The 25,494-nt window shown below is 41.3% G+C and carries 25 protein-coding genes; 22 read left to right on the top strand and 3 right to left on the bottom strand.

Translation table 11 applies throughout. The features are described 5' to 3' along the window. Nucleotides 1-20: 20 nt before the first annotated feature. On the bottom strand, nt 21-602 hold the full coding sequence (locus ACWPKD_RS09525) for a hypothetical protein (protein ID WP_455412450.1): 582 nt from the start codon (nt 600-602) through the stop codon (nt 21-23). Between the two features lie 248 nt (nt 603-850). On the opposite strand from ACWPKD_RS09525, the gene ACWPKD_RS09520 reads away from it, so the two are divergent. From ACWPKD_RS09520 to argH, 9 genes are all read left to right on the top strand, one after another. Beyond that, nucleotides 851-2,974 carry a Tex family protein gene (locus tag ACWPKD_RS09520; protein ID WP_455412449.1) on the top strand — a complete coding sequence of 708 codons (2,124 nt, stop codon included), beginning with the start codon at nt 851-853 and terminating at the stop codon, nt 2,972-2,974. A 198-nt stretch (nt 2,975-3,172) separates the two neighbouring features. After that, nucleotides 3,173-3,745: an N-acetyltransferase gene (locus ACWPKD_RS09515; RefSeq protein ID WP_455412448.1), complete on the top strand. Its 573-nt coding sequence runs from the start codon at nt 3,173-3,175 to the stop codon at nt 3,743-3,745. Further along, the gene (locus tag ACWPKD_RS09510; RefSeq protein WP_455412447.1) at nt 3,714-4,925 is read left to right on the top strand and encodes an argininosuccinate synthase; all 1,212 of its coding nucleotides are present in this window, start codon (nt 3,714-3,716) and stop codon (nt 4,923-4,925) included. The genes ACWPKD_RS09515 and ACWPKD_RS09510 overlap by 32 nt, the downstream gene beginning before the upstream one ends. Further along, on the top strand, nt 4,912-5,874 hold the full coding sequence (gene argC, locus ACWPKD_RS09505) for an N-acetyl-gamma-glutamyl-phosphate reductase (protein ID WP_455412446.1): 963 nt from the start codon (nt 4,912-4,914) through the stop codon (nt 5,872-5,874). The genes ACWPKD_RS09510 and argC overlap by 14 nt, the downstream gene beginning before the upstream one ends. A gap of 34 nt (nt 5,875-5,908) precedes the next feature. After that, nucleotides 5,909-7,033 carry an aspartate aminotransferase family protein gene (locus ACWPKD_RS09500; RefSeq protein WP_455412523.1) on the top strand — a complete coding sequence of 375 codons (1,125 nt, stop codon included), beginning with the start codon at nt 5,909-5,911 and terminating at the stop codon, nt 7,031-7,033. Beyond that, nucleotides 7,030-7,977 carry an acetylornithine carbamoyltransferase gene (locus tag ACWPKD_RS09495; RefSeq protein WP_455412445.1) on the top strand — a complete coding sequence of 316 codons (948 nt, stop codon included), beginning with the start codon at nt 7,030-7,032 and terminating at the stop codon, nt 7,975-7,977. Before ACWPKD_RS09500 ends, ACWPKD_RS09495 begins: the two co-directional genes overlap by 4 nt. A gap of 3 nt (nt 7,978-7,980) precedes the next feature. Further along, nucleotides 7,981-8,754: an acetylglutamate kinase gene (argB, locus tag ACWPKD_RS09490; protein WP_455412444.1), complete on the top strand. Its 774-nt coding sequence runs from the start codon at nt 7,981-7,983 to the stop codon at nt 8,752-8,754. A gap of 3 nt (nt 8,755-8,757) precedes the next feature. Beyond that, the gene (locus tag ACWPKD_RS09485; RefSeq protein WP_455412443.1) at nt 8,758-9,852 is read left to right on the top strand and encodes a M20 family metallo-hydrolase; all 1,095 of its coding nucleotides are present in this window, start codon (nt 8,758-8,760) and stop codon (nt 9,850-9,852) included. After that, nucleotides 9,824-11,134: an argininosuccinate lyase gene (gene argH, locus ACWPKD_RS09480; RefSeq protein WP_455412442.1), complete on the top strand. Its 1,311-nt coding sequence runs from the start codon at nt 9,824-9,826 to the stop codon at nt 11,132-11,134. Before ACWPKD_RS09485 ends, argH begins: the two co-directional genes overlap by 29 nt. Here the strand turns inward: argH and ACWPKD_RS09475 are convergent. Then, entirely contained in the window at nt 11,131-11,592 is a 462-nt protein-coding gene (locus ACWPKD_RS09475) for an Lrp/AsnC family transcriptional regulator (protein ID WP_455412441.1), read from the bottom strand. The genes argH and ACWPKD_RS09475 overlap by 4 nt on opposite strands. 20 nt (nt 11,593-11,612) lie before the next feature. Next, complete coding sequence (tatA, locus tag ACWPKD_RS09470; protein ID WP_455412440.1) at nt 11,613-11,792, bottom strand: twin-arginine translocase TatA/TatE family subunit; 180 nt, start codon at nt 11,790-11,792, stop codon at nt 11,613-11,615. 209 nt (nt 11,793-12,001) lie between these two features. Here tatA and ACWPKD_RS09465 point away from each other — a divergent pair, with 209 nt between their 5' ends. From ACWPKD_RS09465 to ACWPKD_RS09405, 13 genes are all read left to right on the top strand, one after another. Further along, nucleotides 12,002-12,475 (top strand): peptidase, encoded by a 474-nt coding sequence (locus ACWPKD_RS09465; RefSeq protein ID WP_455412439.1) that lies wholly within the window; start codon nt 12,002-12,004, stop codon nt 12,473-12,475. Between the two features lie 2 nt (nt 12,476-12,477). Further along, nucleotides 12,478-13,965, top strand: coding sequence for a GH3 auxin-responsive promoter family protein (locus ACWPKD_RS09460; protein ID WP_455412438.1), 1,488 nt, complete (start codon nt 12,478-12,480; stop codon nt 13,963-13,965). Between the two features lie 3 nt (nt 13,966-13,968). Further along, complete coding sequence (locus tag ACWPKD_RS09455) at nt 13,969-14,805, top strand: carboxypeptidase-like regulatory domain-containing protein (protein WP_455412437.1); 837 nt, start codon at nt 13,969-13,971, stop codon at nt 14,803-14,805. 44 nt (nt 14,806-14,849) lie between these two features. Beyond that, a complete protein-coding gene (locus ACWPKD_RS09450; protein WP_455412436.1) occupies nt 14,850-16,538 on the top strand; it encodes a DUF6909 family protein in 1,689 nt (562 codons plus the stop codon). Between the two features lie 12 nt (nt 16,539-16,550). After that, nucleotides 16,551-17,534 (top strand): hypothetical protein, encoded by a 984-nt coding sequence (locus ACWPKD_RS09445; protein WP_455412435.1) that lies wholly within the window; start codon nt 16,551-16,553, stop codon nt 17,532-17,534. Between the two features lie 2 nt (nt 17,535-17,536). After that, the gene (gene rfbB, locus ACWPKD_RS09440) at nt 17,537-18,550 is read left to right on the top strand and encodes a dTDP-glucose 4,6-dehydratase (RefSeq protein ID WP_455412434.1); all 1,014 of its coding nucleotides are present in this window, start codon (nt 17,537-17,539) and stop codon (nt 18,548-18,550) included. A 72-nt stretch (nt 18,551-18,622) separates the two neighbouring features. Further along, nucleotides 18,623-19,483, top strand: coding sequence for a glucose-1-phosphate thymidylyltransferase RfbA (gene rfbA / locus ACWPKD_RS09435; RefSeq protein WP_455412433.1), 861 nt, complete (start codon nt 18,623-18,625; stop codon nt 19,481-19,483). After that, on the top strand, nt 19,484-20,035 hold the full coding sequence (rfbC, locus tag ACWPKD_RS09430; RefSeq protein WP_455412432.1) for a dTDP-4-dehydrorhamnose 3,5-epimerase: 552 nt from the start codon (nt 19,484-19,486) through the stop codon (nt 20,033-20,035). It begins immediately after the preceding gene. Continuing rightward, nucleotides 20,029-20,865, top strand: a complete 837-nt coding sequence (gene rfbD / locus ACWPKD_RS09425; protein ID WP_455412431.1) for a dTDP-4-dehydrorhamnose reductase — start codon at nt 20,029-20,031, stop codon at nt 20,863-20,865. Before rfbC ends, rfbD begins: the two co-directional genes overlap by 7 nt. Before the next feature lie 10 nt (nt 20,866-20,875). Beyond that, entirely contained in the window at nt 20,876-21,838 is a 963-nt protein-coding gene (locus ACWPKD_RS09420) for a glycosyltransferase family 2 protein (protein WP_455412430.1), read from the top strand. Nucleotides 21,839-21,845: 7 nt separating this feature from the next. After that, nucleotides 21,846-23,702, top strand: a complete 1,857-nt coding sequence (locus ACWPKD_RS09415) for a glycosyltransferase family 39 protein (RefSeq protein WP_455412429.1) — start codon at nt 21,846-21,848, stop codon at nt 23,700-23,702. A 1-nt stretch (nt 23,703) separates the two neighbouring features. Beyond that, nucleotides 23,704-24,765 (top strand): acyltransferase family protein, encoded by a 1,062-nt coding sequence (locus ACWPKD_RS09410; protein ID WP_455412428.1) that lies wholly within the window; start codon nt 23,704-23,706, stop codon nt 24,763-24,765. Nucleotides 24,766-24,834: 69 nt separating this feature from the next. Next, nucleotides 24,835-25,389, top strand: coding sequence for a hypothetical protein (locus ACWPKD_RS09405; protein WP_455412427.1), 555 nt, complete (start codon nt 24,835-24,837; stop codon nt 25,387-25,389). Nucleotides 25,390-25,494 lie beyond the last annotated feature (105 nt).

Below are 25,494 nucleotides of genomic sequence, written 5' to 3'. Positions count from 1 at the left end.
TACTCAATTGCTTTTTCAACTTAATTCTCGAAATCGAGATTTAACGGTTCACTGACCACTTTCGGTTTTACAATTTTTTTACCCGTAACGGGTACCGAAGCATCGACTACTTCAAAAGTCAATTTGTCAAACCAAATCTGTCCCGTTCCTCTAAGCAGCGCGCCATAGGAAATCTTGGAAGCCTTTTCGGAAACATCCAGCACTATCGAATACTTTTGCCAATCAGTGGTGCCGGTAACCGGACGGTCCATCATGTTGTCAAAAGCTAAAAAACTTTCGGAATTAGCTTGCCCGATGCGCAACCAAAAACCCGCTTTTTCAGTGACTCCGGTGGTTTTGATATACCCGCTCAGACGAATTCGTTTCCCTTTAAATTTTTCAGAAGAGGAACTTTGCATCAGGGTTCCGTAACCGTCGATTACTTTGTCGACCGATCTGATAGTAGCCGCATTTTTGCCGTCCATTCCGGCTCCTTTTTCAAGGGTCATTTCATAACTGTCCGATCTGCTTCCTGCTTTAAACCAACCGGAAGGGACTTCAAAAGAAAATAATAACAAAGGAAGTCCGAACAGTAAAACTCGGAGAATAGTAAAATTTTTCATGTTTTGGTGTGTTAATGAATACTCATTTTTTTTACAGCCAAGCAGGAAGTTTTTTGATTTAAATAAATGATAATGAGGATACTATAAAGTTACTAAAAAAACAGGAAAGCGCACCGGAAAGCCATTTTTTATCGTTTATGTTTAAAAAGAATCGGATAATCGGTTTAAAATTGAAATTATAACGGTAAGACCTGGAAAATAAACCGCAAAGATGCTATTTTAGCACTCTTATTTTAGTTCAAAATTCAATGACAACAATCGAATTTATCCTGAAGTTTGTTCCGACAGCTTCCAAAAACATAGAAGCCACGCTTCAGCTATTATCCGAAGACTGTACCATACCGTTTATTGCCCGTTACCGAAAGGACAAAACCGGGAATCTCGATGAGGTACAGATCGAAAACATAGCCAAATACAGTAAGCAGTTTTCCGAAATCGTAAAACGAAAAGAAAGCATCCTAAAATCGATTGAAGAGCAAAACGCTTTAACACCGGAACTGAAAGGTAAAATAGAGAACAGTTATGATTTGCAGGAACTGGAGGATCTTTACCTGCCGTATAAAAAGAAAAAGAAAACCAAAGCTGATACCGCACGGGAAAACGGTTTGGAGCCTCTGGCGAAAATCATCATGAGCCAGCGCAACGACGATATTGAATTCCTGGCTTCGAAATACCTGAACGATAAAGTAGCCAACGAAGACGAAGCCTTGCAGGGCGCCCGTGACATTATCGCCGAATGGATCAATGAGAACATTTTCATCCGAAGAAATTTGCGACGCATGTTTCAGCGCAAAGGGGAAATCAGTACCAAAGTGGTGAAAACCAAAAAAGACGACGAAGCCGCACAGAAATTTTCACAGTATTTCGATTGGGCCGAGCCGATCAGCAAAGCGCCGTCCCACCGATTATTGGCGATGTTGCGTGCCGAAGCGGAAGGTTTCGTAAAACTGAACGTCGAAATCGACAAAGAAGAGGCGTTGTCGTTCATCGAAGAGAACATCATAAAATCCAATAACGAGACCACGCCCCACATGGAATTGGCCATCAAGGACAGTTACAAGCGTCTTTTGGAACCGGCCATTTCGAATGAAACGTTACAGGAAGCCAAAGAAAAAGCCGACATCAAAGCCATCGATGTTTTTTCCGGAAACCTGAGCCAGCTGCTTTTGGCCTCGCCTTTAGGAGAGAAACGTATTTTAGCGATCGATCCGGGATTCCGAACCGGTTGTAAAATAGTGTGCCTTGACGAAAAAGGTGATTTGCTGTACAACGAAACCATTTTTCCGCATGCCCCGCAGAACGAGACCACGATGGCCATGAAAAAAGTAAAGTCGATGGTGAACGCCTATAATATCGAAGCGATTTCCATCGGGAACGGAACCGCCAGCCGTGAAACCGAATTCTTCATCAAGAAGATTGCGTTCGACAAACCGGTGCAGGTTTTTGTAGTGTCCGAAGCGGGTGCCTCGGTGTATTCCGCCTCTAAAATCGCCCGTGAAGAATTCCCGAATTACGATGTAACGGTTCGTGGCGCGGTTTCCATCGGAAGACGCCTTTCAGACCCGTTGGCCGAATTGGTGAAAATCGATCCGAAATCCATTGGTGTTGGGCAATACCAGCACGATGTGGATCAGACCAAATTAAAGGAAGAACTGGATACCACGGTAATCCGTTGTGTGAACTCGGTGGGCATCAACATCAACACGGCGAGTAAATCATTGTTGAGTTACGTGTCCGGAATTGGAGAAAAGATGGCCGAAAACATCGTAACCTATCGCGCCGAAAACGGGCCGTTCGAAGATCGCAAGCAATTGAAAAAAGTACCGCGTTTGGGAGAAAAAGCCTTCCAACAGGCCGCGGCGTTCATCCGCATCAAAGACGGAAAAAACCCGTTGGACAATTCCGCAGTGCATCCGGAAGCTTACAGTATCGTGGAAAAAATGGCCAAAGATTTAGGTATCAAAACCAACGAACTGATTGCCAACAAAGAAAAGATTGCTTCCATTAAAGCAGAAAGCTACATCACCAGCGATATTGGAATCTTAACTTTAAAAGATATCCTGAAAGAATTGGAAAAACCGGGACTCGATCCCAGAAAAGCCGCGAAAGTATTTGAATTCGATCCGAATGTAAAAACGATCAACGATTTGCGTTCCGGCATGATCTTACCGGGTATTGTCAACAACATTACGGCTTTCGGCTGTTTCGTGGACCTTGGGATCAAAGAAAGTGGTCTGGTACACATCTCCCAATTGAAAGAAGGTTATGTGAGCGATGTAAACGAAGTCGTAAAGCTGCACCAACACGTTCAGGTGAAAATCGTGGAAGTCGATGAAGCCCGCAAACGCATTCAGCTGACGATGATTTTTTAGCGATTTTTTTCTTTTCAGATACAGCCCTGATTCTACACGGAGTCAGGGCTTTTTATTTGGATAAAACTACCTGATCAAACCATTGTTTGAAGGTTTTAATGCCTGTTAAATGTATTCACAAAGATAAATTACCTATAAAAATTTATATTAAAAAGATATTATATCTATTAATTTATATATTTGCACAAAAAATAATCTATGTTTAGGATTCAAATTGCAAACGGTAACCACATTCACTTCGCCCAGACGATCTGCGACGAGATGGAGGCTTCGGCTAAAGTGAGGGGTACGGGTATTGCGAAACGATCGGCGGACTATATCGTGGAAAAGATGCAGGAGGGAAAAGCAGTAATCGCCGTGACCGAGGAAGATAAGTGGGCCGGGTTCTGTTATATCGAAACCTGGCAAAACGAAGAATATGTCGCGAATTCAGGGCTGATTGTCGCACCCGAGTTCCGTCAGAGCGGGTTGGCGCGCATGATCAAGTCTAAAATCTTTGAACTTTCGCGAAGCAAATACCCGAACGCCAAAATTTTCGGACTGACCACCGGATTGGCCGTGATGCGGATCAATTCGGAACTGGGGTACGTCCCGGTAACCTATTCGGAATTAACGACCGATGAAAAATTCTGGAAAGGCTGTCAGAGCTGCGTGAATTTCGAAATCTTAAAAAGCAAAAATTATAAAAACTGTCTGTGTACGGCGATGTTGTACAACACGAGTGAAAAAGAACAGCAAAATGCAAAAAAAGAAAATAGTATTAGCCTATAGTGGCGGTTTGGATACGACCTATTGTGCCGTTTATCTGAGCCAGGTTGAAAAGTATGAGGTGCATGCGGTGACCATTAATACCGGGGGTTTCAATTCGGCAGAAATCGAGATTTTAGAACAGAAAGCAATGCAATGCGGTGCGGCTTCTTATACCTGTATTGATGTCCGAAAAGACTATTACGAAGACTGCATCAAATACCTGATTTACGGAAACGTATTAAAAAACGGAACCTATCCTTTAAGCGTTAGTGCCGAAAGAGCGGTGCAGGCGAAAAGCATTGCGGAATATGCCCAGAAGACAGGAATCAAAACCATTGCCCACGGAAGCACCGGTGCCGGAAACGATCAGGTGCGCTTTGATATGATCTTTAATCATCTTTTGCCTGAGGTAGAAATCATTACACCTATCCGAGATAAGAAGTTAAGCCGAGAGACAGAAATCGAATTTCTAAAAGCATATGGCGTTAGTTTCAATTTCGAAAAAGCGGCTTACAGCATCAACAAGGGATTGTGGGGCACTTCGGTAGGAGGAAAGGAGACGCTGACCTCGCATCAGAATTTACCGGAAGAAGCCTGGCCCACTCCAATTACGGAAACGCATCCGAAAGATATTTCCTTGACTTTTGAAAAAGGGGAATTGCTTTTGGTTGACGGTTTGTCTTTCGAACATCCATCCCTGGCGGTTGACTACCTGCAGGAGTTGGCACAGCCTTTTGGGATCGGAAGGCACATTCACGTAGGCGATACCATCATCGGGATCAAAGGGCGTGTCGGTTTTGAAGCCGCCGCTCCGGAGCTGATCATCAAAGCCCATCATCTGCTGGAAAAACATACCCTGACCAAATGGCAATTGTTCTGGAAAGAACAATTATCGGGTTGGTACGGGAACTGGCTGCACGAAGGTCAGATGTTGGATCCGACAATGAGAGATATCGAAGCCTTTTTAACCAACACCCAAAAAACCGTCAGCGGGACGGTGTACCTTACTTTGTACCCTTATCGCTATGAATTGAACGGGATTAAGAGTCCGTTTGATCTGATGATGCCAAAATTTGGCTCTTACGGGGAAATGAACAACAGTTGGACCGGGGAAGACGTAAAAGGCTTTACAAAAATATTCGGGAACCAGACCTCGATTTACCATCAGGTTACCAAGGAAATAATCCATGAAAACAATTAGAGTCGGAATCATAGGCGGGGCCGGATATACAGCTGGGGAATTGCTCAGAATCCTGATTCATCATCCTCAGGTGGAAATCGTTTTTGTTCACAGTAAAAGCAACGCCGGGAAAAAGGTTTATGAAGTGCATGACGATCTTTTCGGAGAAACCGATTTGCAATTTTCAGAAGGGTATCACTCACAGATTGATGTGGTTTTTTTATGTGTGGGACACGGTGATGCCAAGAAGTTGGTGGGTGAATTTGATTCTTCTGTGAAAATCATCGATTTAAGTCAGGACCACCGAATTTCCGGAGAACATGCTTTTGTGTACGGTTTACCGGAATGGAACAAAGCAGCGATTCAAAAGGCCGATTATATAGCAAATCCCGGTTGTTTTGCCACAGCAATTCAGTTGGCCCTTTTACCTTTAGCGGAAGCGGGTTTATTGAAAGGAGAAGTGTATGCGTCGTGTACCACAGGATCAACCGGAGCCGGACAATCGTTAACGGAAACCTCGCATTTCAGTTGGCGACAAAACAACCTTTCGGTGTACAAAGCATTCACGCATCAACATTTAGCGGAAATCGATCAAAGTATAAAAACGATTCAGGCAAAGTATAATGGCAACCTGCATATTTTACCGCAAAGAGGCGCTTTCACCAGAGGGATTTTAGCCTGCATCACTTTGAAATCGGATACATCTTCTGCAGCATTGAAATCGCTTTTTGAAGCGAAATACAGAGACGAACCTTTTGTGTTTGTATCACCAGACAACTGTCATCTGAAACAGGTCGTGAATACCAACAAATGTTTGCTGTATCTGGAAAAGAATGAAGACGATCTGATGATAGTAAGTGTAATCGATAATTTACTCAAAGGAGCCTCCGGACAGGCGGTACAGAATATGAACCTGATGTTCGGCTTACCGGAAACAACCGGTTTGAAATTAAAACCAAGTGCATTTTAATATGGAGACAATAACTATAGCTACGCATCAAAAAATGAACCTTTTCGAAGTGTATTCGGTTTCAGATATTGAAATCGTAAAAGCTTCCGGTTCGGATTTATGGGACCAAAACGGAAAGCAGTATCTGGATTTGTATGGTGGTCATGCCGTGATTTCGATTGGACACACACATCCGAAGTATGTTTCAAGAATCACGGAGCAATTGCAGAAAATTGGGTTTTATTCCAATTCCATAGTGATCGAACAGCAAAAGCGATTAGCTGAAAAATTAGGCCAACTCTCGGGTTACACGGATTACCAGTTGTTTTTATGCAATTCGGGTGCGGAAGCCAACGAGAATGCTATCAAACTGGCGTCTTTCCACAACGGAAGAAAGAAAATAATTGCTTTTAAAAACGCTTTTCATGGCAGAACGTCATTGGCTGTTGCCAGCACGGATAATCCTGCAATCGTAGCACCGGTGAACCAGAACAGCAACATCACGTTTTTACCTTTAAACGATATAGAAGCGTTCCATAAAGCAGTAAGTGATGAGGTTTGCTGTGTGATTGTAGAAGGGATTCAGGGTGTAGCGGGGATTCAGGTTCCGGAAGAAGAGTTTCTACAACAGTTGTCTGAAAAATGCAAAGAATTGGGCATCCTTCTGATTCTGGACGAAGTGCAATCGGGTTACGGAAGAACTGGTAAATTCTTTGCACATCAGCATGCTAATATCCAGCCCGATATCATTACCGTAGCAAAAGGAATGGGTAACGGTTTTCCGATCGCCGGTGTTTTGATTGCACCCACTATTCCACCCAGAAAAGAAATGTTGGGCACTACTTTCGGGGGTAATCATTTGGCTTGTGCGGCGGGTTTGGCGGTTTTAGAAGTCATCGAAGAAGAAGGCTTACTCGAAAACGCGGCAAAAATGGGAAGTTACTTGACCGGGCATTTGAAATCTCTTCCGAACATCAAAGAAATACGAGGAAAAGGATTGATGCTAGCCATTGAATTTCACGAACCGTGTGCCGTCATCCGTAAACGGCTGTTGGAAGAATTCGGCATTTTTACCGGAACTGCTAGCAATAAAAACGTGTTGAGGATTTTACCGTCCCTGGCCGTAACCACAAATGAACTGGACGTGTTGATAAACGCCTTAAAAATGATTTTAGCATGAAAAATTTCACCTCTGTAAACGACATCGAAGACCCCATGGCGCTGGTCAACGAAGCAATAGCTTTAAAAAAGAGCCAACACAAAAGCGGGTTAGGAAAACATAAAACCCTAGGGTTGCTATTCTTCAATTCGAGCCTACGAACCAGGATGAGTACACAGAAAGCCGCTCAAAACCTGGGAATGGACGTCATGGTGCTGAATGTGAACCACGACAGTTGGGCGTTGGAATTTGAAGAAGGCGCCATAATGAACAGTAAAACGGTGGAACACATCAAAGACGCCGCGGCCGTGATGGGGCTGTATTGTGACATACTAGCGGTCCGTTGTTTCCCGAACTTAGAAAACAGGGAAGAAGATTATGCCGATACAATCATCAATCAGTTTATTAATTACGCGAAGGTACCGATCGTGAGCCTGGAATCCGCAACCCGACATCCTTTGCAGAGCCTGGCGGATTTGATAACCATTGAAGAACATAAGACAAAAGCCAAACCAAAAATAGTCCTGACTTGGGCACCACACATCAAACCCATTCCGCAAGTGGTGGCGAATTCTTTTGCCGAATGGACGTTGGCCGGCGGATATGACCTCACCATTACGCATCCCAAAGGGTACGAATTGAGTGAGGTATTCACAAAAGGAGCCACGGTTGAATACGATCAGGAGAAAGCGCTTCAGGATGCGGATTTCGTCTATGTAAAGAATTGGTCGTCTTTCACGGATTACGGAAAAGTGCTACCGGTTGATGAAAATTGGATGCTTACCAAGGAAAAACTGAAGGTTACCAATTCGGCTAAAGTCATGCATTGCCTGCCCGTAAGAAGAAACCTAGAGCTGTCCGATGAGCTGTTGGACAGTGAAAGTGCATTGATTTTGCAACAGGCTGAAAACAGGGTTTATGCAGCCCAAACGGTATTAAAAAAAATATTGGAAACGAATTTTTAACCGATGGTACACGTAATAAAAATAGGCGGAAACATTATCGACGATCCCGAAAAACTGGACCATTTCCTGAGCAGATTTTCTAAACTGCCGGGAAGTAAAGTCCTGGTTCACGGTGGCGGAAAATTGGCAACAGGTCTAGCGCAAGCATTGAATATTGAACAGCAAATCATCGATGGAAGACGCATCACCGATGCAGCAACCCTGAAGATTGCCACTATGGTGTATGCCGGGTTAGTCAACAAGACCATAGTGGCTAAACTGTTGTCAACTTCCTCTAATGCCATCGGGTTGAGCGGTGTGGACGGTAATGTCATCCAATCGGTGAAAAGAACCCATCCCACTATCGATTATGGTTGGGTAGGCGATGTGGATACCGTTAACGGCGCATTTTTGCAAAGTCTGATTGATAGCGGAATCATACCGGTGATCAGCCCGATTACGCACGACGGAAAGGGTAATTTACTGAATACCAACGCCGATACCGTTGCCACTGAAGTAGCGCTGGCACTTTCCGAAACAAGCGAAGTAAACCTTAGGTTTTGTTTTGAAAAATTAGGGGTCTTGACCGATCCTGAATCCGACAGTTCCTGGTTGTCTAGTTTGGATAAGAAAAAATACGAATTGTTAAAAGAACAACAAATCATTTCCAAAGGTATGCTTCCGAAATTGGAAAATGCCTTCAGGGCAAGTGCCTCAAAAATTAACAAAGTGGAAATCTGTCATGCGGATTATGCCACGGAACAGGGCGATGCTTTCATCGGAACCCAAATACTTTAAGAAATGGAACAGTTACAAAAAGAAGCCTTGGCGCTTTTGCAAGAGTTAATTGCTACGGAATCGTTTAGTAAGGAAGAAGCACAAACAGCGGAAATCCTGAATGCTTTTTTTGAGCAGAAAGGCATTCCCGCGTCGCGACTGCAGCATAACGTTTGGGTAAAAAACAAGTATTTCGATGCCGAAAAACCGACCATTTTACTGAATTCCCATCATGATACGGTGAAGCCCAACACTCAATATACCCGAAACCCTTTCAGCCCCGATATCGAGGACGGTATTTTATATGGCTTGGGCAGTAACGATGCGGGCGGGCCTTTGGTTTCCCTTGCGGCTTGTTTTCTGCATTTTTATGAAAGACAGGATTTGCATTTCAACCTGATTTATGCCGCCACTGCCGAAGAAGAAATTTCCGGAACTAACGGTGTCGAAATCGTTTTACCGGAACTCGGCGCCATCTATTTTGGAATTGTTGGCGAACCGACTAAAATGGACATCGCCATTGCTGAAAAAGGACTGTTTGTAATCGACTGTATCGCTTACGGAAAATCAGGACATGCCGCCCGGGAAGAAGGTGAAAATGCCATTTACAAAGCCCTGAACGATATCGAATGGTTCCGGACGTTCGAGTTCCCGGACGTTTCGGAGATGTTGGGGAAAGTGAAAATGTCGGTAACGATCATCAATGCCGGAGTGCAGCACAATGTGGTTCCGGAAAGTTGCCAGTTTACCGTAGACATCCGTACCACCGATAAATACAATAATGAGCAGGCTCTGGAAATTATCAGGCAGCATGTTAGTTGTGAAGTTGTCCCGCGTTCGACACGTTTGAACCCGTCTTTTGCCCCAAAAGAGCATCCGATGGTACAAAGTGGAATGGCGTTGGGAAGAGCGATTTATGCGTCACCCACTACTTCGGATCAGGCACTTATGAACGGTTTTCCCACCTTCAAGATGGGGCCTGGGGATTCGGCACGTTCGCATACGGCCAACGAATATATTTATGTAGAAGAAATTAACAACGGCATTGCAATTTATATTGAAATGCTGGAGAAATTTAATAAGACCGATTATGAAGCTTTGGCAAAATTCAAACCTTAAAACAAAGACCACTCTCGAAGAAAAGGTGGAGCAATTCACCATTGGTCAGGACACGATCTGGGATTTATATTTGGCAGAAGCCGACATCAAAGGCTCGCTGGCCCATACGGCGATGTTGCACAAAATAGGATTACTAACCGCTGAAGAGCTGAAGGAAGCTCACGAAGGACTGCATTTAATTCTCGAAACGGTTTATCAGAAAACTTTTGTGATTGAGGGAGGCGTGGAAGATGTCCATTCCCAGATTGAACTGCTGCTAACCCAAATGAAAGGCGAAGTCGGTAAAAAAATCCATGCCGGACGTTCCCGAAACGATCAGTCGTTACTGGACATTAAATTGTTCCTCAAAACCGAATTGCAAGCCATTGTTGCGAAAACCGAAATCGTTTTCAATAGTTTACTAACGTTGAGTGCACAACACAAAGACGAGTTGTTGCCGGGCTATACGCATTTCCAATTGGCCATGCCGTCTTCGTTTGGTTTGTGGTTTGGGGCTTATGCCGAAAGTTTATGCGATGATCTGGAGCTGTTGCTGGCGGCGTACAAGATGGCAGATAAAAACCCGTTAGGTTCCGGAGCGGGTTATGGCTCTTCGTTTCCGCTGAACCGAACGTTAACGACTTCGTTGCTCCATTTCGAATCGATGAATCATAACGTGGTCTATGCACAGATGACGCGAGGAAAAGTAGAGAAAGTTGCCGCAATGGCTTTATCCGGTGTGGCAGCGACGCTGACAAAATTTTCTATGGACGTTTGTTTGTACATGAACCAAAATTTCGGGTTTATCAGCTTTCCAAAAGAACTGACCACCGGGAGCAGCATTATGCCGCACAAGAAAAATCCCGACATTTTTGAACTGATACGTGCCAAATGCAACCGCATCCAGGCCCTGCCGAATGAATTGACGTTACTGACCAATAATCTGCCGTCGGGCTATCACCGAGACATGCAACTCACCAAAGAATGTCTGTTCCCGGCGATCATTTCCCTGAAAGAATGTTTGGACATGCTTCAACTGATGCTGGAACATATTGCAGTAAAACAAAATATTTTAGCGGATGAAAAGTATCTGAATTTATTTACCGTGGAAGCGGTGAACGAATTAGTGCTGTCGGGCATGCCGTTTAGGGAAGCCTATAAAACAGTGGCTAAACAGGTGGAAGAAAACAGGTTTGTTTATAACAGTACAACGCTTGACCATACCCATGAAGGTAGTATTGGCAATTTGCAAAATGATAAAATAAGAGAGGAATTTCTACAGAAAAGGAAACAATTTATTTAGTCTTCCGACAGAAAATAAGCGGTTTCGTTTTTGACCATGCTCATCACGATGTTGCTGTGGTATTGACCGATATTGGGAATGTTGGCCAGTTTGTTGACCACAAAATCGTTGTAGGCGTCAATGTCGTTGGTGGCAATTTTCAGTACATAATCATAAACACCTGAAAGACTGGTAACTTCCAGTATTTCAGGCATTTTTAATACTTCATCCTCGAAATGTTTAAGATTTTCGCGGGATTGTTTCTTCAGCGTAATATTACAGTAGGCAAAAAGTTTGATGCCCACCTTGGACGGATCCAGTATCACGGCACTTTTTCTGATAACCCCCGACTCGTGAAGGTGTTTTATTCTTTCGTATGTTGGGGTGTAGGATAACCCGACCATAGCCGCAACATCTTTTACCGAAAGGGTACAGTCTTTTTGCAGTATGTTTAGGATTTTTGCGTCAGTTTTATCCATACCAGGCAACTAAAAGTGGCTTATTCTTTGTTATCTTCTTTTTTGTCAGCAGGTTTGTTATCTTCCCCTTTAGCCGCATCCTTGAATTCTTTGATACCAGTTCCTAAACCTTTCATCAATTCCGGAATTTTTTTACCGCCAAAAAGTAAAACGATCACCACTACAATTAAAATTATTTCGGTCGCCCCAAATCTACCCATGATTCCTTAGTTATTATGTTTTTGATAATTTGATTCAATCTTGTTTGGCAAAGGTAGCCATAAAATCCATTTTGCAAACAACTATACCTTTGTTTTTAAAGAAAGTAGCTCAAATTTAGGTTTTCTTTAACCAAAAGCTGAAAAGGTTTACATAAAGTTCCGGCCGTAAAAAGCCGATATTGTTTATATTTGTGAATCAAACCCGTATTATGTCCGAGAAACGACTGAAACGTCAGAAATTCAAGAAGAAACTGTTCAGTAAAAACCGTCTGGTTATCCTGAACGAAGATACTTTTGCGGAAGTGTTCTCTCTTAGGTTGACCCTGATGAATGTCTTTGTAGTGGCCACTTTGGGTGCACTGCTCATTATTTTCGTGACCACTTACATCATCGCTTTTACACCTTTACGCGAATATATTCCGGGTTATGCTTCTACTGATTTGAAGCAAAAAGCGGTGGAACTCACACTGAAATCCGACTCGTTGGAACAGGAGATGAAACGCAACAACCAATATGTGGAATCCATTAAAAAAGTACTCAACGGGGATTTGGAATATGCCAAACTGAACGTCGATTCCATCATCGCGGCCGAGCAAATCGATCCGGAACAGCTGGAGGTAAATCCTTCGGAAAAGGAATTGGAGTTGCGTCAAGAAGTCGAATCCCAAAAGAAGAAAAAATAACCATGTCCTTAAAAGCCTTTTTCGCCAGACAATTTGCGTCGATCATCCATGCCAAAACTCAAAAATGGGCCCAAAAACCCGTGGAAACCCAACAGAAAGTGTTTCAGGAACTGATCCGTCAGGCTCAAGATACCCAGTTTGGAAAAGACCATAATTTTGAGAAGATTAAAACCGTTACTGATTTTGCCGCAAAAGTTCCCGTACGCGATTATGAGGAACTACGGCCTTACGTGGATCGCGTGGTGAAAGGCGAGGAAAACATCCTCTGGAAAGGCAAACCGATTTATTTCGCCAAAACCTCCGGTACGACTTCCGGGGCCAAATACATCCCGCTTACCAAAGAGTCGATGCCGTATCATATTGAAGCGGCCCGGAACGCCATCCTAAGTTATATCCATGAAACCGGAAACGCTGATTTTGTAGACGGAAAAATGATTTTCCTTCAGGGCAGCCCTATTCTGGAAGAGAAAAACGGCATCCAGTTAGGACGCTTGTCCGGTATCGTAGCGCATTATGTTCCGAAATACCTGCAGAAGAACCGTATGCCAAGCTGGGAAACCAACTGCATTGAGGACTGGGAAACCAAAGTGGAGGCTATCGTGGAAGAAACTTTTAACGAAGACATGGCGGTGATTTCCGGCATTCCGTCCTGGGTGCAGATGTATTTCGAAAAACTGAAGGAGAAAGGGAACCAACCGGTTGGGGAAATTTTCAAGAACTTTAACCTGTTCATTTATGGCGGGGTGAATTACGAACCCTACCGCGCCAAGTTTGAAAACCTTATCGGACGCAAGGTTGATTCGATTGAGCTGTTTCCCGCCTCGGAAGGTTTCTTCGCGTATCAGGATTCGCAAAAAGAAAAAGGCATGCTCCTGCTGCTCAACTCGGGCATGTTTTACGAATTCATTAAAGCCGATGAATTTTTCACCGAAAACCCCAAACGCCATACCATCGGCGAAGTGCAACTGGGCGTGAATTATGTACTGATTTTATCCACCAATGCAGGCCTTTGGGGGTATAACATAGGCGATACGGTACAGTTTACCAGCCTTAGTCCACATCGTGTAATTGTGTCCGGAAGGATCAAGCATTATATCTCCGCATTCGGGGAACACGTGATCGGGAAGGAAGTGGAAGTTGCTTTGCAACAAGCCATGGAAGGTACCGATGTCCGTGTGAACGAATTCACCGTGGCACCGCAAATCAATCCGACAGACGGGTTGCCTTATCATGAATGGTTCATCGAATTTGAAAACGAACCCCATAATCCGGACGAATTCGCTTTAAAGATCGATGCCGCGATGCGCAGACAAAACGTGTATTATGACGACCTGATCACTGGCCATGTGCTGCGGACCGTGGTGGTTTCCAAAGTGGTGAAAAACGGTTTTCAGGAGTATATGAAATCCATAGGGAAACTGGGCGGTCAGAACAAACTGCCACGACTCTCCAACGACCGCAAAATAGCCGACGCACTTAACACGTTTTAACCCATGACAAAGAGAATAGGGCTTTTGCTGTTCCTGGTGAGTGCCTTTACCGCTTCGGCACAGCTGAAAGGCATTGTAAAAGACAGTCTTACCGGTAAACCCATTCCGTATGTAAGCGTATGGCTGGCTAAAGGAACTACCGGAACTACTTCGGATGAAAACGGGACTTTTTCCCTGAACCTTTCCGGGGACGATAAAAAAGTCATAGTTTCAGCTTTGGGCTATCAGCGGGAAACCGTTACGCTTTCGGCCTTTACGGAAATTTTGCTGCAGCCGGCTTCTTTCGAATTAAAGGAAATGATCATCTCCAAATGGAAAGGGACCAAACAGCGGGTAATCGGCGAAACCGAAAACAGTATCTGTCAGGCTTTTGACAACGCGCCGCCTATCGACATAAAATATTTTCCTTATTCCGAAGCTTACCGCAAAACGAAGTTTATAAAAACCGTTTCCCTGTATACCGATTGCCGTATTGATGATGTTTTGTTGAAGCTCCATTTCTACGCCGTCGATGCCAATGGCTATCCCGGAACGGAATTGTTACAGCAGGATTATATCGTTCCGATCAAAAAAGGGGTGGGGAAAAGTAATTTTAACATCAGTGATCTCGGATTGAAAATGCCGGCCAACGGAATTTTTGTCGGCTTCGAAAAACTGATGCTGGAGCGCAACCGAACTGACACAAAATACTTTCCTTTAGTACTTTACAATTATGTGGCCAAGGAATCCCAGTTTATTTTTTTAGGCGGAAAATGGGAGAGAAAAACACAGAAGGACAACCGTTCGAATGACACTGGAAAAGCCTTTGAACCGGCTCTAAACCTTACCTTGACCAACTAAAAATAAAAAGTATATATTTGCAGGTTAGTAAATAGAAAAATTTAATGAAAGAGTTAAAGATCATTTCGCGCTCACGAGCGCAAGAGTCCTCGGCAGCTATCGAGCGACTGTACATTACCATGAGACATTTATTCAACCGCGGGTTTTACAAACCGATGGGGGTCTCAGGAGAAACCTTACGCGAAGCCTTATTGTCTTTGCGACCTGAAATTTACGGTTCCATAGCCGAAGAGAAAGTGGAACTTAACGGATTGTTGTATGTAATCGAGCGTTTGCCGGTAGGGATTGAAGAGTGCCGTTACATCAATTTAACTTCTGACGAAGGGTATTCGAAATCACACTTCAAACCGATTGTACCGCCAAAAAGAAGACGTAACTGTTACCGTATCGACGACGAGCAGATGAACGTGGAAATCACCAGAGGGCGTTCGGACATCTACGATATTTTAACGCACCTGACCTTTATCTTTATCGAATCCCACAAAATCAAGGACCGCGTCCTGATTGACGAAGACGGGCGTTTGACCCGCGATTGGGAAAAACTGGAGCAGGTGGTTTTACAGAATAAAAAATTAACCCTAATAGATCGTGAGCAGGCCATTTCACATGCTTCGAACATTTTGGGAAGAACCTTCGCCGAAGTGATGGACATTTATGACGGCTTTGGGACCAAGGAAAAACCGGACCGTTTCCTGCACGTGATTTACTGGTTAGGAAAACTGGCCATCGAAGAAGTGGTGGACAACAACAAACGGACCATTACCTTCAGCCCGATTTTAAGAGAACGACTGGGGCATCACATTTACGGAGAAATCTGGGCGAACGACATTAAAGAAGTTTTGGAGAAAAACGATTTGCTGGCCCGTCCGATCCACATCATCAGTGCGAACATGCACAGTGTGATGAACTCGATTTTTGCAGAACCCGTTCATGGAAAAAAATACAAGTCCGGAGACGATTTTCAGTTGTTTGAAGATTTAAGTAAATCCGGAAACGATGCCTTACGCAAGAAAGTGGAAGAACTGGCCTTAACAAGTGGAATGATTTCCCTTCCGGATACTTCAGGAACCAATATTGACGTTCAGATTTTTGATACCGCCAAAATCGATGTAAAAAAATCAGCGTTTCCTAAAGCGAATCTAGGAAAAGACAAACCGGTGTTAATCGTAATGGATTATGCCTTCGGAGAACAGGCTTTCGAGACTATAGACGAGTTATTGAAACCCTACAAAACCGGAAAAGGCAAAGTATTCCTGAATGTGGAATCGGTATCCATCATGGGAAAAGCCGGAATCCTCCAAGGCGGGAAAGGCGATATCATGATCCCAAGCGCCCACATCAATGAGGGTACGGCGGACAACTATCCGTTTGAAAACGAATTGACCAAGGAAATGTTCGAAGGCAATGACATTCCTGTTTTTGCCGGCCCGATGGTTTCGGTATTGGGAACCTCGCTTCAGAATAAAGACCTGTTGAAATTCTTCCACGAATCGACCTGGGGAGCCATTGGTCTGGAAATGGAAGGCGCATATTATCAGAAAGCCATCCAGTCGGCTTCGAAAATCCGTAAGAGCATCAACCCGAATGTAAAAGTGCGTTATGCATACTATGCTTCGGATAACCCTTTGGAAACCGGAAGTACGTTAGCTTCTGGCGGACTGGGAACTACCGGGGTAAAACCTACTTATTTGATCACCATTAAAATTTTAGAACAGATTTTTAACGTAAAATAACACACAACTTCTATGAGCACAAGTCCTCAAATCAACCCGAATGACCAGGAAATTGATTTAAATCAGCTTTCCAAGAAAATAGGCGATAAAATCCAGTTTTTCATTGATTGGTTGTTCGATGGTTTTTTATTTCTGATCCGAAACAAATACATTGTTGGAGGTCTTTTCGTTTTAGGGGTCGGATTAGGTATTTATATGGACAGGTCAACAAAAGTTTATGACCATCAGGTTATCGTGACGCCAAATTTTGAAAGTACGGATTACCTCTATGCTAAAATTGACCTAATCAATTCTAAAATTAAAGAGGGTGATACCCTTTTCTTAAAAAGCATCGGAATAAAAAGCCCCAAAAAGTTCTCGAAAATTGAAATTGAACCCATCGTGGATGTATACCGATTTATAGAGGGAAAAGAACAGAATTTCGAAATGTTGAAGTTGATGGCCGAAGACGGTGACCTGAAGAAGATTGTGGAAGAGAATCTTACCAGTAAAAACTACACCTATCACTCGATTTCCTATACGACTAAAGGCACTACGACGGAAGCAAAAACAATGACTCCGATTCTGAATTTCTTGAACGACAGCGAGTTTTATAAAAGAATCCAGAAAGAACAGGTTAACAATATCAATGTAAAAATCAAGGAGAACGACAGTATCATTAAGCAGATTGATGGAGTAATGAATCAATTCTCTAAGGCTGTAAGTAGTAATCAGAAAAGTGATAAGTTGGTATACTACAATGAAAACACCCAATTGAATGATGTAATCAAAACCAAAGAAGCATTAATCAACGAGCAGGGAAGTAAACGTCTGGAATTAGTGGTTTCAGATAAAGTAATTAAAGACAGTAGTTATACTTTAAACGTTAAGAATACCAAAGCAGTAAACGGTAAGATGAAATTTGTCCTGCCACTATTTTTTGTAGGCTTATTCATTTTCTTTGGCATGTCTCGTTCTTTCTATAGACGTCAAATGGCAAAAAGAAATCTGGCATAATCATGAAAAAAGTATTAGTAACAGGCGGAGCCGGTTTTATTGGCGCTAATTTTGTTCCCTATTTTATTGAAAATAACCCGGAATATCATTTGGTAAACCTGGATTTGCTTACTTATGCCGGGAACCTTGACAATGTAAAAGAAGTACAGGACCATCCGAGGTATACGTTTGTAAAAGGGGATATCTGCGACAGGGCTTTTATTGAAGCGCTTTTTGCAGAACATGATTTTCATGATGTCATCCATTTCGCTGCCGAAAGCCATGTGGACAATTCCATCTCCGGTCCTGAGGCTTTTATCCGAACCAACGTTTTAGGAACGTTTAACCTGTTGGATACGGCCAGAAAGCACTGGATGAGCGGTCCGAACCATTACAAAGAAGGCTACGCAACGTGTCGTTTTCACCATGTTTCCACCGATGAGGTTTACGGAACTTTAGGCGAAACCGGTTTGTTTGAAGAAACGACTCCGTATGCACCGAACAGCCCGTATTCGGCTTCCAAAGCAGGTTCCGATATGATCGTTCGCAGTTATTTCCACACCTACGGGATGAATGTGGTGACTACAAACTGTTCCAACAATTACGGTCCGAAACAGCACAATGAGAAACTGATCCCGACCATTATCCGAAAAGCCCTTAGCGGAGAAAACATTCCAATTTACGGTGACGGTAAAAACGTACGCGATTGGTTGTATGTACTGGATCACTGTAAAGGGATCGAGTTGGCTTTCCAAAAAGGAGCGGCGGGAGAAACGTACAATATCGGCGGACGCAACGAACGCAATAACCTGTATATCGTAGATACGGTTTGTAATATCCTAAACGAGTTGCAACCAAAAAACGAAGGACAGTATCAGGATCAGATCACGTTTGTAAAAGACCGTCCGGGGCACGATCTGCGCTATGCTATCGATGCAACAAAAATCGAAAACGAATTGGGCTGGAAAGCCGATGAAAATTTTGAAACCGGCATCCGCAAAACGATTACCTGGTATTTGAATGAATTTAAAAAGTAGAATGTTTATTAAACCATAATTTTAAGTTACGACTTTGCAACTTTGCAACTTTGAGACTTTGCAACTTAAAAAATGAAAGGAATCATATTAGCCGGTGGCTCAGGAACACGATTGCATCCGTTAACTTTAGCGGTTAGCAAACAGCTGATGCCTATTTATGACAAACCGATGATTTACTACCCATTATCAACCTTGATGTGGGCAGGAATACGGGAAATCCTTATTATTTCAACCCCACACGATTTGCCTTTGTTCCGTCAGTTATTAGGGGATGGAAGCAATTTAGGCTGTCGCTTCGAATATGCCGTGCAGGAACAACCCAACGGATTAGCGGAAGCGTTTATCATCGGGAAGGACTTTGTCGGAAATGATAAAGTGGCCCTGATTTTAGGGGATAATATCTTCTACGGGACCGGTTTGGCAGAATTACTTCAGGCGAACAACAATCCGGAAGGCGGTATCATCTATGCGTACCATGTTCACGATCCGGAACGCTATGGGGTAGTGGATTTCGACAAGGAAGGGAAAGTGCTTTCCATTGAGGAAAAACCGGTTCAGCCCAAATCGAATTATGCGGTACCGGGCATTTATTTCTATGATAACGATGTCCTGGAAATTGCTGCCAACATAAAACCGAGTCACAGAGGGGAACTGGAAATCACCGATGTGAACAAAGAATACCTGAACAGGGGAAAACTCCAAGTGAGTATCCTGGATCGCGGAACAGCTTGGTTGGACACCGGAACTTTTCAGTCACTGATGCAGGCCGGACAATTCGTAGAGGTTATCGAAGAGCGTCAGGGATTGAAAATAGGTGCTATTGAAGAAGCGGCCTACCGCATGGGTTTTATCGATGCACAACAGTTACAGATATTGGCCGAACCGTTATTAAAAAGCGGGTATGGCAAACACTTAATGAGCCTTTTACAATAAATGAATTTCATTTCTACCAAACTAGCAGGTTGTTTTATCCTTGAACCTAATGTGATTGGGGATTCAAGAGGCTATTTCATGGAAAGCTTCAACGAGAGAACTTTTTCCGAGGGAATCGGGCAACATGTTCACTTTGTTCAGGACAACCAATCTTTTTCTTCAAGAGGCGTTTTGAGAGGACTGCATTACCAGTGCGGTGTACATGCGCAGGCCAAATTGGTCAGGGTCATGCAGGGAGAAGTGCTGGATGTGGCTGTAGACATTCGACCGGGATCGGAAACCTACGGACAGTTTGTGGCTGAAATTTTATCGGCCGAAAACCAACGACAGCTGTTTGTGCCCCGCGGGTTCGCCCACGGATTTGTGGTGTTGAGCGACACGGCGGTTTTCTTCTACAAATGCGACAATTTCTACAACAAAGAATCCGAAGGCGGAATCCTGTATAACGACAACACCTTGCAGATCGACTGGAAATTAGAGGAGAAGGAACTCCTGATCTCAGAGAAAGACATGGTTTTACCCACATTTGAAAACGCAAAAAAAGTATGGTAGTCTTAGTCACCGGCGCCACAGGTCAGCTGGGCCAAGCGATACGATCTTTATGGACAAAATATCCTGACTTGGAATTTGTCTTTTGTGATTCTTCAGCATTGGACATCACAAGTAAAGAAAGCTGTTTTATAGCTTTTGAAAAACACAAACCAGAATATTGTATTAATGCAGCGGCTTACACTGCGGTAGACAAAGCAGAAAGTGAACCGGAAAAAGCACATTTGGTTAATGTAACCGGCGTACAAAATCTGGCCGAAGTCTGTAAAAATCACAATACGGTTTTATTGCACATTTCCACCGATTTTGTCTTTGACGGCACGAAAACCACACCTTATACTGAAGAAGATATTCCCAATCCTACCGGAGTGTATGGCCAAACTAAGCTGGAGGGTGAAAAAGCGCTTCAAGCCAGATGGGAAAAACATTTTATAGTACGGACCTCTTGGGTGTACTCCCAATTTGGGCACAATTTCATGAAAACCATGTTGCGACTAGCATCAGAGCGGGACACCCTTTCGGTGGTGGACGATCAGATCGGGACGCCAACAAATGCTGTTGATTTAGCAGAGGCTTTAATCAAAATAATCCTGAGTCAAAAAACAGATTATGGAATTTACAATTTCAGCAACGAAGGAGCGTGCAGCTGGTTTGATTTTGCGAAAGAAATTTTTAATGTTAATAGCATAACCATCGATTTGCAACCCATTCCAACATCGAGTTATCCAACTCCGGCAAAGCGGCCAAAATACAGCGTTTTGGATAAAAGTATAATTAAAAGCGTTTTTAAAGTTGAGGTTAAAGAGTGGGAGGAGAGTTTAAAAAGTTTATAAGAATATTTAAATGAAAACAATTGACATTTCTATTGTTGTCCCTCTTTATAATGAAGAGGCTGTTTTTAATCAACTAATACAAAGATTACAAAGCGTTATTGATAAAACGCCCTTTGCTTGCGAAGTTATTTTAGTTAATGATGGTAGTATTGATAAAACAGCGGAGTTGGTTGAAAAAATCTGCAATGCAGACGAACGGTTTACCGGGATTTTATTATCCAGGAATCACGGGCATCAATTAGCAGTAAGTGCCGGGTTGGCAAATGTTAGGGGAAAAAAAGGAGCAATGATAATTGATGGGGATTTACAGGATCCGCCGGAATTAGTCAATGAATTTTATGTTCTTCTCATGAAAGGTTATGATGTAATTTATGCAATTAGGAAAAATCGTAAAGAAAGCTTCTTAAAAAAAATGGCCTATTTAGCCTATTATCGTCTTCAGAAAAAAATCTCCAGTTTTAATATTCCTATCGACAGTGGTGATTTCTCGATGTTAAGCAAAAGAGTTGTAGACAATATGAATGCTATGCCGGAGCAAAGCCGTTATTTAAGAGGAATGCGTGCTTGGGTTGGATTTAAGCAGATAGGATATGAGTATGATCGTGACGAAAGACAAGCCGGGGAAACAAAATACAGTTGGTCAAAATTGTTTGAATTGGCTTTTAACGGGATTTTCAATTTCAGTGATTTCCCTATAAAATTCATTACTCGATTGGGTTTTTTAACAGTGGTATTCTCTTTAATTTATTTTGGTTATAATGTGTACAGAAAAATATATTATAACGACGTGCCACATGGTTTTACAGCCACAATTTTAGCGATAATTTTATTTAGCGGTGTGCAGCTTATATCGTTGGGATTAATCGGGGAATATGTATTGCGAATTTATAATCAGGTGAGAAACAGGCCGCTTTTTATTATAGATAAGATAATTCAGGACGGAACAGAGAAATCCGAAGACAATAAAAAATAAAGAGAATATGAAGATTCTAGAATACATAAAGCAAAATTCTATTTTAATAGCGATAATGACAGTTGGAACCTTTTTAAGGTTCTATCATATCGATTTTCAAAGTGCTTGGTTGGATGAAATCCATACATTGAATGAAGCGAATCCGAATTTGTCAATTTCAGAAGTGTATGATACTTTGATGATTGCGGAACCACATCCACCTCTCTTTTTTTATGGTGCTTATATTTTATTTAAAATTTTCGGTCATTCTGTAATTGTTCTACGTTCTTTTTCTGCTGTACTTGGAATTTTTGGAATTTATTCTTCGTTTTTATTAGGGAGGGAAATTTTTAATAAGAAAGTGGGGCTGGTTATGGCGCTGCTGGTTTGTACCAATAGTTTTCATTTATACTATTCCCAAGACGGCAGACCTTATGTGCTTCTTTTTTTATTCACAACCTTAGCCTTTTATAGAATGATTAAGTTCTTAAAGGATCCAACAAAAAAGAACGCATTAATTTATGGTGTTTTTGCAGCATTAATGATTTGCAGTCATTTTTTTGGTTTATTTGGTCTTTTTGCACAATATGTAATTCTGTTAGTATTTATTCTTATTTCAGTAAAAGAGGTTCGAAAAAGTATTTTTATTAATTCACTACTTTCGGGAATTGTAACAGCGATACTTTTTTTACCGGCATTAAAGCTGTTTATTCAGACGGCATCAATAAAACAATTCTGGATTGAAGTTCCTAAACCGGATGCCTACACACAGATATTCCATGATTTTTTTAATTCATCTGAAATCCTGATTGGAATTATAAATCTTGCAATACTCTTTTATTTCTTAGGACTGTCAAAGCAGAAAGATGAGAAAATAAGTTATGATACCATAATAAATAATAAAACAGTTCTTTCGTTTTTGATTCTGATTCCATGGATTATATTGGTTGTTTTAATTCCATTGATTAGATCTTATCTTTCAATACCAATGATAATAAACAGGTACTTCATTAATGTACTACCGGCTGTTTTGCTGATAGTTTCTAGTGGATTATTTTATTTTAAAAACAAATTGATTCGCTACGGTATAGTGCTGATTTTAATTGTTGTTTCACTTACAGATATAATTATAGTAAAAGATTATTATCGTAAAGTGAATAAAACACAGTTTAGAGAGGTTTCGCAATTTATCATTGATAACAATAAAAACCAAAATCCGGTTTATACGAGTTTGGGATGGTATTTTCCTTATTTCCTTAACAATGAAAAAGTTAAAATGAATATTATCGACAAACCGTTGGAGGTTTTGGTGAATGAAATGGTTCAAGATTCTACTAAGAAGGTTAATTTCTGGTATGTTGACGGACATAACAAACCATATACATTGAGTGAATCATCTCAAAAATTTTTGGATGATAATTTTACGGTAGAGGATAATGCAGAATTATATGATTGTTGGACAAAATTGTATGTAAAAAACACGGAATCCTTAGCTGAAATAGATGTATCTCAATATAAACCACTAAAGAATGAGAATGGTGCAAAAATCAAATCTTGGGTTGAGGCCTTTGAAGTTACCTCGGAATACATAAAAGTGCAGGGATGGGGTTATTTGGAAGAGCAGGACGCAGTAAATTCCGATATCCGGGTCGTATTATTCTCAAATGGAAAAGCGTTCAGAGCACCAACTCAAAAAATAAAAAGAGAAGATATTACTAAAGCGTCCAACAATGAGTTCAATCTGGATAATTCAGGATTTTCATCAGTAATAAAAGTGAACAAACTCGAGAAAGGAACTTACAGAATGGGGATTATTATTAAAGATAAAAAAACAGATAAGGAAGGACTTGTTTTAACCGACAAGAACTTTGATATAAGTAAATAGAATGTCGGATAGATTAAGCCAGAAAATAAAGAATCTTTCTTTTTTATTGATGATTATGGTTGTGTTTTTACATAGCTATAATATTGATACAAAGCAGTTGGATAGAAGGCTCTATTTAGAAAAGGATTTTAATTGGTTCTTGCAAACGTTTATTTCAAACGGATTTACCAGAATAGCAGTTCCTCTTTTTTTTGTTATTTCGGGTTATTTATTTGTCTATAACCGAAAAACAGGAATAAATGATTTACGCGATAAAATAGTTAAAAGAATTAAAACCCTTTTAATTCCATATTTGCTTTGGACAATAATTGGGCTTTTAGTTTATTTAATACTACAGAGTATTCCGCAAAGCAAGCCATTTTTTACAAATAAGTTGATTGTTGATTATTCATTTTTGGACTGGGTTGAGGGAATATTTTACAAACCGATACCCTATCAACTTTGGTTTTTAAGAGATTTGATAATTATGGTGTTTTTGTCGCCACTCATTGTGTTTCTAATAAAACGCATTAGATTCGTATTCCTATTCACGACATTCCTATTTTGGTTTTTTAATCAGGATTCGGTTTTTTTAAGTTCGGAAGCGCTGTTCTTTTTTTCATCAGGGATTTCGCTGGCATTATATTGCCCTGAAATTTTGGAAAAAAAAGTCGATAAGAGTATAGGGATTTTTATACTCTGGTTTTTATTGCTGTTTTTCAAAACGGGAGTAGGGATGTTTGGATTATCCCAAAAATTAGAGCTGTTTCTTTTAAAAACAGCAATCTTGATTGGCCTACTTTCCTTTTGGGCGTTGTATGATAAATTGGCTGATTATTCCAATAAGATTGTTAATCAAATTGCATTGGTTTCATGGACTTCTTTTTTTATTTATGTATTTCATGAGCCTTTATTAACAATTATTAAAAAAGCATTGTTCTCTGTGATGAATCAAAGTTTAAGCGCATATTTATTTGTTTATTTCTTTTCCCCAATTTTAACAATAGCAATCAGCATCATGACTGCTGTTTTTTTGAAAAGAAATTTTTCAGGGCCTTATAGGATTCTAACAGGAAATAGATAAATTTTTTTAACAGTAATGTTTTTTAAGATGGAAAAAAAAATTAGATTTGCACAGTTAAATTCAAAAAAAATGAAAGCAAATAAAATTTTGGTTGGCTTATTATTAGCTTTAACGTTATTATCTTGTAAGAAAGAAGAAAAGGTAGAGGAAAAAACCGAGGTAGCCACTGAACAATTGGCTGCTAACCCTAATATCTTCAGTGTTACTTTAAACGCTACAGTTAAAAAGGATGACAGTTTTCAGATTTATTACAAGAACGATGATGCAGCTTCCTATGAAGAGAAAAATTCTTTCTTTATTGAATTTAAAGGAAGCGATAAACCACAGGATATAGTTTTTAAACTTCCGGAAGACGTTTTACCAAATTATTTAAGACTGGACTTTGGAACGAATAAAGAGCAGCCAGAGATTGTTGTTAACAGTTTTAAAATTGATTATTTAGGAAAAACATTTGAGGCAAAAGGAACAGATTTCTTTAAATATCTTACTGTAAATGAACTTACAATGAAAAAAGATACGGCTAAGTCTTCAGTTACTCCTATTATTACCAAAGAAGGAACATACGATCCGATTACTTATTCAGGTAAAGAACTTTACGACCAGATTCAATTACTTATTAAGTAAGTCATTCCATAAAAATAAAAAACCACCTTTAAGGTGGTTTTTTATTTTTATGGAATGAGAATAGTATATTTGCGAACAAATTTGCACGACGGACTTGAGGGATTT

The sequence above is a fragment of the Flavobacterium pedocola genome (genome assembly GCF_053764385.1).
The sequence above is the reverse complement of the archived record's forward strand: the minus strand, read 5'-3'. Positions and strand labels throughout refer to the sequence as shown.